Origin of the sequence: Actinacidiphila bryophytorum (assembly GCF_016916835.1) — a bacterium.
Lineage (GTDB): Bacteria > Actinomycetota > Actinomycetes > Streptomycetales > Streptomycetaceae > Actinacidiphila > Actinacidiphila bryophytorum.
Genome location: NZ_JAFFIX010000017.1, coordinates 31,229 through 43,004 on the forward strand (window position 1 = coordinate 31,229; position 11,776 = coordinate 43,004).

Annotated in this window: 7 protein-coding genes; 1 reads left to right on the top strand and 6 read right to left on the bottom strand. The window is 71.9% G+C overall.

What is annotated here, in order from left to right:
• Positions 1-96 precede the first annotated feature (96 nt).
• Positions 97-1,698 (top strand): DUF2079 domain-containing protein, encoded by a 1,602-nt coding sequence (locus JT723_RS22900; RefSeq protein ID WP_205046639.1) that lies wholly within the window; start codon positions 97-99, stop codon positions 1,696-1,698.
• Between the two features lie 212 nt (positions 1,699-1,910).
• Here JT723_RS22900 and JT723_RS22905 read toward each other — a convergent pair whose 3' ends face one another.
• The 6 genes from JT723_RS22905 to JT723_RS22930 form a co-directional block, all read right to left on the bottom strand.
• Complete coding sequence (locus JT723_RS22905; protein ID WP_205046640.1) at positions 1,911-2,837, bottom strand: TolB family protein; 927 nt, start codon at positions 2,835-2,837, stop codon at positions 1,911-1,913.
• A gap of 84 nt (positions 2,838-2,921) precedes the next feature.
• A complete protein-coding gene (gene mfd / locus JT723_RS22910) occupies positions 2,922-6,461 on the bottom strand; it encodes a transcription-repair coupling factor (RefSeq protein WP_205046641.1) in 3,540 nt (1,179 codons plus the stop codon).
• A gap of 489 nt (positions 6,462-6,950) precedes the next feature.
• On the bottom strand, positions 6,951-9,521 hold the full coding sequence (locus JT723_RS22915) for an ABC transporter permease (protein WP_205046642.1): 2,571 nt from the start codon (positions 9,519-9,521) through the stop codon (positions 6,951-6,953).
• Entirely contained in the window at positions 9,518-10,306 is a 789-nt protein-coding gene (locus JT723_RS22920; RefSeq protein WP_205046643.1) for an ABC transporter ATP-binding protein, read from the bottom strand. The genes JT723_RS22915 and JT723_RS22920 overlap by 4 nt, the downstream gene beginning before the upstream one ends.
• 292 nt (positions 10,307-10,598) lie before the next feature.
• Positions 10,599-11,090: an SUKH-3 domain-containing protein gene (locus JT723_RS22925; RefSeq protein ID WP_205046644.1), complete on the bottom strand. Its 492-nt coding sequence runs from the start codon at positions 11,088-11,090 to the stop codon at positions 10,599-10,601.
• An 8-nt stretch (positions 11,091-11,098) separates the two neighbouring features.
• On the bottom strand, positions 11,099-11,614 hold the full coding sequence (locus tag JT723_RS22930; protein WP_205046645.1) for a YwqJ-related putative deaminase: 516 nt from the start codon (positions 11,612-11,614) through the stop codon (positions 11,099-11,101).
• Positions 11,615-11,776 lie beyond the last annotated feature (162 nt).

The window sequence follows — 11,776 nt, forward strand, 5'->3', positions numbered from 1 at the left end:
CCGGGCAGGCTCGTCCGTCCCATGGGTCCCGCGCGGACAGGCTTGTCCCGTATCTTTTCCCGCAGACCCCGACCCCGCTTCCTCGGGAGGACGACGATGGACAGGGCCGAGGCCGTCATACCGCACAAGAGCGGTGAGGCCGAGCCGAGCGCCGCCTCGCCGGGCAGTACCGGCCTGGCGGGTCTGCGGGAACGGATAGCCGGGGCGCGCCTGGACCCCTACCTGCTGGCGACCGCCTTCTTCGTCGCCTACCTCCTGCTGTCGCTGGTCCGCTACCGCCGGATGCTGACGATGTCGTGGGACCTGGGCATCTTCGAGCAGGCCGTGAAGGGCTACGCGCATCTGCACGCGCCGATCACCCAGCTGAAGGGTCCCGGGTTCAACGCGCTCGGCGACCACTTCAGCCCGGTGACCGCGCTGATCGCGCCCTTCTACCGGGTCTTCCCGACACCGGTGACGCTGCTGGTGGCCCAGGCGCTGCTGTTCGGGGTGTCGGTGATCCCGGTCACCCGGGGTGCGGGGCTGCTGCTGGGGCGGGGGCGCGGGCTGGCGGTGGGCGTGGCCTACGGGCTGTCGTGGGGGGTGCAGCGGGCAGTCGACTTCGACTTCCACGAGATCGCCTTCGCGATGCCGCTGCTGGCCTTCTCCCTGGAGGCGGTGGTCCGCAGGCGCTGGGCTCCCGCGCTGTGGTGGGCGCTGCCCCTGGTGCTGGTCAAGGAGGACCTGGGGGTCACGGCGGCGACAATCGGCGCGATCGTGTGGTGGCGCACCCGGGAGGGTGCGGAGCAGGAGGCGGCCGTCCCGGCGCAGGCGGCGCGGGAGGGCCAGCAGGCGGACGGTGCGGCCGCGGGCGACGGGGCCGGCCCGGACGGGCAAGGGCAGGACGGCACCACGGGAGGGGGTGACCAGGTGGCAGCGCCGCTGAGCGACGCAGAGCGGTACGGGCCGTGGGCGATCGGGCTGATCGGCTTCGGGGTGGCGGCGTCCGCGCTGGCCCTTGCGGTGGTGATCCCGGCCTTCCACGGCCCCGGGTACGACGCCTTCAACCACATCAACGGCGACGGCACGATGACGGGGCACATCCCGTTCGGCACCGCGGTGCGCACACTGCTGTGGATACTGCTGCCGACCAGCGGGCTGCTGGCCCTGCGGTCACCGCTGTTCGTCGCGGCGCTGCCGACGATCGGCTGGCGCTTCCTGTCGCACTACCCGGAGAACTGGGGCACGGCCTGGCACTACAGCGCGGTGCTGATGCCGGTGGTCTTCCTGGCCCTGGTGGACGCGGCGGACAGGTCGCGGCACAGCAGGCAGCCGTGGCTGCGGTCGTACGCCTCGGGGGTGCCGGCGGCGGCGGTCGGTGCGGCGATGGCCCTGACCTTGTCGCTGCCGCTGGCCTCGCTCGGCCATACCGCCACCTACAAGGTCGACGCTCGCGCCAAGGAGATCCAGAAGGTGCTGAAGCTGATACCCGACGGCGCCACCGTGGAGGCCAACGTCGGGCCGGTCAGCTGGCTGGTGGACCGCACCACCGTCTACTGGGTCGGCGGGACCAACGGTGTGGTGCCGCAGTACATCGCGATCGACAACTCCACCGGCTGGGTGCCCGACCCGATGAACTACGGGTCGCAGCTGCACCCGGGATCGACGTACACGATGCTCGCCAACCAGGACGGCTATGTGGTCCTGCGCCGCAACTAGCCCCGGCTGGCCCGGCTAGGCCGTGTTTTGGAAGTCCCGCCTGCCCCGCGACGCCTGGCACGCACGCTCGCTGCGTTGTCGGAGTCGTCCGAGTAGGCCCACTACGAGGACGACCCTCCGCCTTGCGATCGCACGCACCGGACGCCGCGGGGCCCGCCCTGTGGGCGGACGGCGCTACTTCCAAAACACGGCCTAGCCCCGGCGAGCGGCGGCTAGCCGGCGACCGGGTAGTCGACGTAGGCGAAGTGGCGGCTGTCGGGGGACCAGCTGTTGACGTTGAGGCTGCCCTGGCCGCCGAAGAAGGCGAGCAGGTCGCGGGGGGCGCCGCCGGCCGGGTCCAGCAGGCGCAACAGCACGTCGCGGTCGGCGGGGTGGCCCTCGGTGCCGGGCGGGAAGCTGATGTAGAGGATGTGGCGCCCGTCCGGGGAGGGGTGGGGGAACCAGTTGACGCGTTCGTCGGAGGTCAGCCGGGTCAGGCCGGAGCCGTCGGGGCGCATGCGGAAGAGCTGGGCGTGGCCCGGGGTGGTGGCGCCGTGCTCGGAGTTGAAGAGGATCCACTCGCCGTCCGGGGTGAACTCCGGGCCGTCGGCAGGTGCCGGACTGTCCGTCAGCCGGGTGTCGGGGCCGCCCGCGGAAGGGAGGGTGAAGATGTTGCGGTAGCCCCATTCGTCACCGCCGTACGGCTCGACGCCGACGTAGGACAGGGTCAGCCCGTCCGGTGAGACGCCATGCAGGAAGTGCCGGAAGGGGCCGGGGCCACGGTCGTTGGTGACCCGGCGGGCGGGGCCGCCGGCGAAGGGCACCGCGTGGATGTGCCCGTCGCCTGCCGAGAGGTAGACGGTGGCGCCGTCGGGCGAGAGCACGTGGTCGTTGTTGGCGTCGGTGATGCCGCCGGTGTCGATGACCTCGGGCGGGACACCGTCGCCGGGTGCGGCGTCGGCGGGGATCCGCAGCAGCAGGCCGTCCTGGTTGAAGACCAGCCAGCGGCCGTCGGGGGACCAGTTCGGCGCTTCCAGAGCGCTGCCGGTGGTCTCGTGGACCAGCCGCGGCCGGCCGCCGTCGATGTCGCCGACCAGCAGCCGGGCGCGCTGCCCGGGGGCCAGCGGCCGTACGTTCGTCCCCGCACCGGTGATCGTCACGCGGGCACTGTAACCGCCGGCGGGTCGGCGGCCCCCGGCCGGGGCCTGGGCGGGCACAGGGCCGGGGGCCAGGGAGCAGGGGGCTCAGGTGTCGAGGATGGTGGTCAGGAAGTCCGCGGTCCACTGGAGGAGTTCCCGGCCCACCACCGGCTTGCCGCCGATGCGGGCGGTGGACGGGCGGGGGACCAGGACCTGGTGGGTGGCGGGCTTGAGGACGGCCCGCGGGTGGAGCCTGGACAGCCGCAGCTCCTGGGACTCGCGCAGGTCGACCGGGCCGAAGCGGACGTTGCTGCCCTGCAGGGTGATGTCGGTGACGCCCACCTTGCGGGCCAGCATGCGCAGGCCGGCGACCAGCAGCAGGTTCTCCACGGGTTCGGGCAGCGGGCCGTAGCGGTCGACGAGTTCCTCGCGGACGGCGGTGACGTCCTCGGCGGAGTTGGCGGCGGCGATGGCACGGTAGGCCTGCAGCCGCAGCCGCTCGCCGGGCGCGTAGTCGTGCGGGACGTGGGCGTCGACCGGAAGCTCGATCTTGACCTCCAGCAGCGTCTCCTCCGGCTCACCGCCCGACTCCAGGGCCGAGCGGTAGTCGGCGACGGCCTCGCCCACCATGCGCACGTACAGGTCGAAGCCGACGCCCGCGATGTGGCCCGACTGCTCGCCGCCGAGCAGGTTGCCGGCGCCGCGGATCTCCAGGTCCTTCATGGCCACGTACATGCCCGCGCCCATCTCGGTGTGCTGGGCGATGGTGGCGAGCCGTTCGTGCGCGGTCTCGGTGAGCGGCTTCTCCGGCGGGTAGAGGAAGTAGGCGTAGCCGCGCTCGCGCGAGCGGCCGACCCTGCCGCGCAGCTGGTGCAGCTGGGACAGGCCGAAGGTGTCGCCGCGCTCCACGATCAGGGTGTTGGCGTTGGGGATGTCGATGCCGGACTCCACGATCGTGGTGGAGACCAGCACGTCGAACCGCTTCTCCCAGAAGTCGACCACGACCGACTCCAGGGCCGCCTCCCCCATCTGCCCGTGGGCGGTGGCGATCCGCGCCTCCGGCACGATCTCGCGCAGCCGGGCCGCCGCCCGGTCGATCGACTCGACCCGGTTGTGGATGTAGAAGACCTGGCCCTCGCGCAGCAGTTCACGGCGGATGGCGGCGCCGATCTGCTTCTCCTCGTACGGCCCGACGAAGGTCAGCACCGGGTGCCGCTCCTCGGGCGGGGTGGTGATGGTGGACATCTCCCGGATGCCGGTGACCGCCATCTCCAGGGTGCGCGGAATCGGGGTGGCGGACATGGTCAGCACGTCGACGTTGGCCCGCAGCTTCTTCAGCTGCTCCTTGTGCTCGACGCCGAAGCGCTGCTCCTCGTCCACGATCACCAGGCCGAGGTCCTTGAAGCGGGTCTCGGACGAGAACAGCCGGTGGGTGCCGATCACGACGTCCACCGAGCCGTCGAGCAGCCCTTCGAGCACGGCCTTGGCCTCGGTGTCGCTCTGGAAGCGGGACAGCGCGCGCACCTTGACCGGGAACTGCGCGTACCGCTCGGAGAAGGTGCCGAAGTGCTGCTGCACCAGCAGCGTGGTCGGCACCAGCACCGCCACCTGCTTGCCGTCCTGCACCGCCTTGAAGGCCGCCCGCACCGCGATCTCGGTCTTGCCGTAGCCGACGTCGCCGCAGATCAGCCGGTCCATCGGCACGGACTTCTGCATGTCCTCCTTGACCTCGGCGATGGTGGTCAGCTGGTCGGGCGTCTCCGCGTACGGGAAGGCGTCCTCCAGCTCGCGCTGCCAGGGGGTGTCGGGCGCGAAGGTGTGGCCGGGGGCGGCCATCCGGGCCGAGTACAGCCTGATCAGGTCGGCCGCGATCTCCTTGACCGCCTTCTTCGCCCGCGCCTTGGTCTTCGTCCAGTCCGCGCCGCCCAGCCGGTGCAGCGTCGGGGCCTCGCCGCCGACGTACTTGGTGATCTGCTCCAGCTGGTCGGTGGGCACGAAGAGCCGGTCGCCGGGCTGCCCGCGCTTGGCGGGGGCGTACTCGACGACCAGGTACTCGCGGGTGGCGCCCTGGACGGTGCGCTGCACCATCTCCACATAGCGGCCGACGCCGTGCTGCTCGTGCACGATGTAGTCGCCGCCGACCAGGGTCAGCGGATCGATGGTCTTGCGGCGCCGGGACGGCATGCGCCCCATGTCCTTGGTGGAGGACCGCTGCCCCGACAGGTCGGTCTCGGTCAGCACCGCGAGCCGCAGCGCCGGGTCGATGAAGCCGTGCTCGATCGAGCCGGTCGCGACATGCACCACGGACGGCGCCAGGTCGGTCAGCTCCACGTCCAGACGGGCCGCGATGCCCTCGCCGGTCAGCACCTCGGCGACCCGGGAGGCCGGGCCGTGGCCCTCGGTGACGTACACCGTCCGCCAGCCCTCGGCGATCCAGCCCTTGGTGTCGGCCAGCGCCCGCGCGGTGTCGCCGCGGTACAGCTCGGGAGCGCGCATGCCCAGCTTGAGGGTGTCGCCGTCCAGGTCGTCCGCCTCGTCGGCGGCGAAGGGGCTCACCGACCACCACGGCACCCCCAGCTCGCGCGCCCGCTCCCGGACGTCCGCGATCGGCCACAGCGACGCGGCGCCCAGGTCGACCGGCGCCTCGCCGCCGCCCGCGGACGCCGCCCAGGACGCCTCCAGGAACTCCTGCGAGGTCGCCACCAGGTCAGCGGCCCTGGTACGCACCCGCTCCGGGTCGCACACCACGGTCATCGACCCGGCGGGCAGTACGTCGAGCAGCAGCTCCATGGAGTCCACCAGCGCCGGCGCCAGCGACTCCATGCCCTCGACCGCGATGCCCTCGGCGATCTTGTCGAGCAGTTCGCGCAGCTCCGGGTGCGCGACGGCCAGCTCCGCCGCCCGCGCCCTGACGTCGTCGGTGAGCAGCAGCTCACGGCACGGCGGCGCCCACAGGCCGTGCTCGGCCACCTCCAGCGAGCGCTGGTCCGCGACCTTGAAGTAGCGGATCTCCTCAACCTCGTCGCCCCAGAACTCCACCCGCAGCGGGTGCTCCTCGGTCGGCGGGAAGACGTCCAGGATGCCGCCGCGCACCGCGAACTCGCCGCGCTTCTCGACCAGCTCCACACGGGCGTACGCGGCTGCCGCCAGGCCGTCGACGACCGCGCCCAGGTCCGCGCTGCTCCCGCTGGACAGTGCCACGGGCTCCAGGTCGCCCAGCCCCCTGACCTGCGGCTGCAGCACCGAGCGGATCGGCGCGACGACGACCTGCACGGGGCCCGCCGACGGGTCGTCGGCCCGCGGGTGCGCCAGGCGGCGCAGCACCGCCAGCCGGCGGCCGACGGTGTCGCTGCGCGGGGAGAGCCGCTCGTGCGGCAGCGTCTCCCACGCCGGGTACTCCACGACGGCGTCGGGCGGCAGCATCGAGCGCAGCGCCGCGGCCAGGTCCTCGGTCTCCCGCCCGGTGGCGGTGACGGCGAGCACGGTGCGCTGCGCCTTGGCGGCGAGGGCCGCCACCGCCAGCGGGCGGGCGGCAGGCGGGCCGACCAGGTCAACATGCGGCCGCGATCCGGAGACCGCGGCCTGGACCGCCTCAGCCAGTGCGGTGTCGGCGACGGCGGCGTCGACCAGACCGTTGAGACTCATACGGATTCCGTCCCGGGGTTGCGTCGTGGGGCGTCGCGCCAGACCGTACGGGCAACGCCGACCGCCCGACACGTGTCACGTGCCGGGGGTGCCTCCAGCGTACGGCCTCCGGCCGGGGTCCACTCCCGGTACGCCTCCCCCCGGCCGTGGTGGCCGTACCGCACCCCATTCGGCAAGGGGGCAACCCCAGGGGCGCGGGGATCTGCGCGCGCAACCACCCACCGGCCGTCGTGTGGCGACGAAACCGCCACCGCTCCAGGGGCGCGGGGAACTGCGCGCCACCCCCCACCGGGCGCGCGGGTCGTCACCGTCCGAATGGGGCTCTTGCTGTCGGAGGCGGACCACCGGCCGGTGGAGGGTTGCGCGTGCAGTTCCCCGCGCCGCTGTATAGCGCCGCCCTATGCAAAGGGGGCACCCCGGGGTGGCGGAAGGCCCCGGATACGCCGGGAGGGCGTACCGGGGCCGGGGCCGGATCTCCGCGTACGGGCGCTAGTCCGTTGCGATGGCGTTGAGAACGTTCATGCGGCCCGCCCGGAAGGCCGGGAGGAGGGCGGCGAGGAGGCCGACGACCGCGGAGCCCACGAAGACGATCACGATGGTCGCCCAGGGGATCTGCAGGATGCCCAGGCCCTGGGAGGCCAGGACGCGCTGTCCTGTGGCGCCCCAGCCGAGACCGAGGCCGAGGCCCACGAGGGCGCCGAAGAGGGCGATGACGACCGACTCCAGGCGGATCATCCGGCGCAGCTGGCGCCGCGAGGTGCCGATGGCCCGCATGAGGCCGATCTCCCGGGTGCGCTCCACCACCGACAGGGCCAGGGTGTTCACCACGCCCAGGATGGCGACGATGATCGCGAGGCCGAGCAGCGCGTAGATCATGTAGAGCAGCTGGTTGACCTGGCTCTGGACGAGGTCCTTGTAGTCGGCCTGGTCGCGGACGTCGATCTGCGGGTAGGTCTTGACCGAGGCCTTGAGCGAGGCGTAGGCCTGCTTCTCCTTGCCGTCGACCGCCTTGGCGAAGAGCATGAAGTCGCCGGGCATCTTGTCCGCGGGCAGGTAGGTGCGGGCGGTGGCGATGTTGGTGAACATCGACCCGTGCTCGATGGCGGTGTCGTCGCTGGTGATCGCGGCGACCTTGAGGTGCGCGGGCCGGCCGCCGGTCATCAGGACGGTCAGCTCGTCGCCGAGCTTGACGTGGTGGTCCTTGGCGAAGCCCTCGGGCAGCGACATCGCGTCCTTGCCGTAGGCGTCGGCGAGCTTGCCCTGGACGGTCTTGAGTTCCAGGTCCTGCGGGTAGGTCGGGTCGGCCGCGCTCAGGTCGGTCTTGACGGTGCTGCCGGACGGCAGGGTGAGCTTGGCGTTGACGATCGTGTAGTGGGTGAAGTGCTCGATGTCCGGGGTCGCGGTGAGCGCCTTCTCGGCTGCCGGGGTGAGCGGCTGGCTGCCGTTGTTGCCGACCTGGACGATGAAGTCCGCGCCGACCGACTTGTCGAGCTGGTCGTTGGCGGAGGCCACCATGGAGGAGCCGACCACCGACATGCCGGCCACCAGGGCCAGGCCGATCATCAGTGCGGAGGCGGTGGCGCCGGTGCGCCGCGGGTTGCGCAGCGCGTTGCGTTCGGCCAGGCGTCCCATCGGGCCGAAGAAGCGCAGGACGACCGCGCTCACCGCCCGTACGATCACACCGGCCAGCAGCGGGCCGACGATCACGAAGCCGACCAGGGTGAGCACCACGCCCAGGCCCAGCAGGCTGCCGCCGGAGGAGGCCTTGTCGGCCTGGCCCGCACCGATCAGGGCCAGTGCGCCGGCCGCGCAGACCAGGATGCCGATCGCGGCGCGGATGCGTCCCGCCCTGCCGTCGGCCGGGGTGCCGGCGTCCCGCAGTGCGGCCATCGGGGAGATCTTGCCGGCCCGGCGGGCCGGGATGTAGGCGGAGACCACGGTGACGATGACGCCGATGGCCAGGCCGATGGCGGGGGTGGTGGCCTTGATGGTCAGCTCGGAGGTGTCGAGCTTCATCCCGACCTTGCCCATCAGGTTCATCAGCCCGATGGCCAGCCCGATGCCGCCGCCGATGCCGAGGACCGAGCCGGTGACGCCGAGCAGCACCGCCTCGATCAGCACCGACCGGTTGACCTGGCGCCGGCTGGAGCCGAGCGCCCGCATCAGGCCGATCTCCCGGGTGCGCTGGGCGACCAGCATGGAGAAGGTGTTGACGATCAGGAAGATGCCGACCAGGACCGCGATTCCGGCGAAGCCGAGCATCGCGTACTTCATGAAGTCCAGGAAGCCGCCCAGGTCGTCCTGGTCCTTCTTCTTGGTCTCGGCGGCGGTGTCGATGGTGTAGCCGCTGCCGATGGCCGCCTTGACGTTCTGCTTGAGCTGGTCGTCGGTGGTGCCGGCGGCCGCGGTGAGGCCGAAGCCGGTGTACTGCGAGGTGTTGCCGAGCAGCTTGGCCTGGGCGGTGGCGGTGTCGATGTAGACGACGGCCGCGCCCGGGTTGGTGGTCTTGAAGGTCGCGATGCCCGAGATGGTGACCTTGAAGTCGCCGGGGGCCGCGATGACCCGCAGCGTGTCACCGATCGTCAGGTGGTGCTTCTTGGCGGTGTCGGCGTCCAGCACCGCCTGGTCGGCGCTCTGCGGGATGTGGCCGGAGGAGATCTCCACGGCCTTGGTCTCGGTGGGGTCCCAGTTGCTGACGATGGTCGGGGCGCCGGACGACGGGCTGATCTTGTCGTTCTTCGCGTCCGCCACGGTGACGTCCTGGCTGGTGACGTCGGGGTCGGACTTGGCGACGCCGGCCACGTGCACCAGCTTCTGCTGGAGCGAGGCGGGGACGGCGTCCGGCATTCCGGTGGCCTGCCGGTCGTCGACCTTCTTGGCGCTGATGGTGACGTCGGAGGCGGTGGAGCCGAAGAGCTTGTCGAAGGTGGCGGTCATGGTGTCGGTGAACACCAGGGTGCCGCAGACGAAGGCCACCGAGAGCAGGACGGCGATCGCCGAGAGGGCCATTCTGCCCTTGTGCGCGAAGAAGTTGCGCACCGAGGTCTTGAGGACGGTCATGAGGTCCTCCCGCGACCGTCGAAGGACTTCATCCGCTCGAGGACGGACTCGGCGGTCGGGTTGGCCATCTCGTCCACGATCCGGCCGTCGGCCAGGTAGAGGACGCGGTCGGCGTAGGAGGCGGCGACCGGGTCGTGGGTGACCATGACGATGGTCTGGCCGAGCTCGTCGACCGAGCGGCGCAGGAAGCCCAGGACCTCGGCGCCGGCCCGCGAGTCGAGGTTTCCGGTCGGCTCGTCGCCGAAGATGATCTCGGGGCGGGCGGCCAGGGCGCGGGCGACGGCGACGCGCTGCTGCTGGCCGCCGGACAGCTGGGTGGGGCGGTGCTTGAGCCGGCCGGCCAGGCCGACGGTCTCCACGACCCGGTCGAACCAGTCGCGGTCGACCTTGCGGCCCGCGATGTCCATCGGCAGCGTGATGTTCTCCGCCGCGTTGAGGGTCGGCAGGAGGTTGAAGGACTGGAAGATGAAGCCGATCTTGTCCCGGCGCAGCTGGGTGAGCTTCTTGTCCTTCATGCCGGTGATCTCGCTGTCGCCGACCCAGATGCGGCCCTCGGTGACCGTGTCGAGTCCGGCGAGGCAGTGCATGAGGGTGGACTTGCCGGAACCCGAGGGTCCCATGATCGCGGTGAATCGGCCGCGGACGATGTCCACGTCCACCGCGTCCAGCGCGACCACGCGGGTCTCGCCCGCGCCGTACGACTTGGTCACCGAGCGCCCCGCAGCGGCAACAGCCGAACGTCCTCCGTTGCCCCCGGCCTTGGGAATCGTCACTGCCGTTGTCACTGTGTCTCCTGTGTCGTCGGGTGGATCGGGCTGCTGTGTGTACATCAGCCTGCTGGAGGCCGCCCTGCCGCACGATGGGGAAGGTCTCCGTCTTGGTGGTGGGGGTATCCCCACCCCGCCCTATGACCGTATGGAACGTGTAAGGCGCGAACGTCATCCGCCGGTACGAACCTGGGGTCGCCCAAAGTAGGTGCCGCCCCCTAGGGGACGTCCGCCTCCGGGTCATACCGCGGTAAGGGGCACGCCGTTCCGCGCCGGTCGGACAGGGTGCGGCGGCCGCCGCCGGTACCGCCTAGTCCGCGGCGAGGGTGAGGCGTACGGTGCGGCCGCCGCCGATCAGGGTCGCCAGCGCCAGGTCGATGTCGGGGCCGACGTACCAGTCCCCCGCGTGGTCGATGCCGTAGACCCGGCCCTCGGCGTCGACGGCCAGCAGCGCCCCCGAGCCGGGCTCCTCGCCGAGCGGGCTGACCTCGGTCTCCAGTGCCCGGCCGAGGTCGCCGAAGGTACGCGCCATGTGCAGGCCCACCAGGGGATCCACCGTGACGGCGCTGGGCGCGACCTGCCGGCCGGGTCCCGAGGCGGCGGGGTAGGTGAGCCCGCCGAACTCGGCCCACGCCTCGACTGCCGCCGGGAAGACGGCGTGCCGGTGGCCGCCGGGCGACACATGGCCGCGCAGCAGGTCGGCCCACTCCTCTGCCTGCTTGATGTCCCAGCGGCCGGGCTCCCAGCCGCCGGCCCGCAGTGCGGCGTCGACGCCGACGGGGAAACGCACACTGGCTGCCATCGGGGTGTTCACTCCCCTTCTGCTTCTGCCGACGGGTCGACCGCGCTTACCCCGAAGTGGGCCAGCAGCGGGGTGCAGGAGCGGCAGGGCGGGGCGTAGGCGCCGTGCGCGGGGTCGCCGTCCTCGCGTATCCAGCGGGCCGTCAGTTTCGCCCCGCGCAGCGCCTTGCGGGCCTCGCCCTGGGTCAGTGGGCGGCGCGAGGCGCGCTTGCTGCGCTGCGTCTCGACCGCGGCCAGGTGGCGGGAAATGAGCACCGGCTCCGCGCACCGGCCGGTGAACCGCTCACGCTGCGCAGCGGGCAGCGCGTCGAGGAAGTCCTGCACGATCGGGTGCAGTACGGGCGGCTGGTCGCCCTTGGCGCCGGTGCAGGTGAGCACCTCGTCGCGGATGGACAGCGCGGCGGCGACCGCGGGCAGGATGCCGTCCCTGCGGTGCCGCAGCGGCGGCGGTCCCTCACGGTGCCGGGGCGCGCTCCAGGTCAGCCTGGGGTCGGCGGCCCCTGCCGGCGGAAAGTGAGTTGTCATGTTTTACGTGCGTCCCTCCGTCCGCCCGCCGGAGCGGGCGATCCCCCGTATGTTGATCAGAGTGCCAAACGCGCCACGAGATGGGGAAGCAGAACGCGTCTGCGCGCCCATTGTGTGTGGGGCATGTCACCGTCGGATGACCGAACGCCGACACGGCAGGCA

What these genes read in the sequence shown, in the direction of transcription:
- JT723_RS22925 (WP_205046644.1), bottom strand. Translation starts at nt 11,090, where the DNA reads ATGGCAGCCAGTGTGCGTTTCCCCGTCGGCGTCGACGCCGCACTGCGG.
- JT723_RS22930 (WP_205046645.1), bottom strand. Translation starts at nt 11,614, where the DNA reads ATGACAACTCACTTTCCGCCGGCAGGGGCCGCCGACCCCAGGCTGACC.
- JT723_RS22900 (WP_205046639.1), top strand. Translation starts at nt 97, where the DNA reads ATGGACAGGGCCGAGGCCGTCATACCGCACAAGAGCGGTGAGGCCGAG.
- mfd (WP_205046641.1), bottom strand. Translation starts at nt 6,461, where the DNA reads ATGAGTCTCAACGGTCTGGTCGACGCCGCCGTCGCCGACACCGCACTG.
- JT723_RS22915 (WP_205046642.1), bottom strand. Translation starts at nt 9,521, where the DNA reads ATGACCGTCCTCAAGACCTCGGTGCGCAACTTCTTCGCGCACAAGGGC.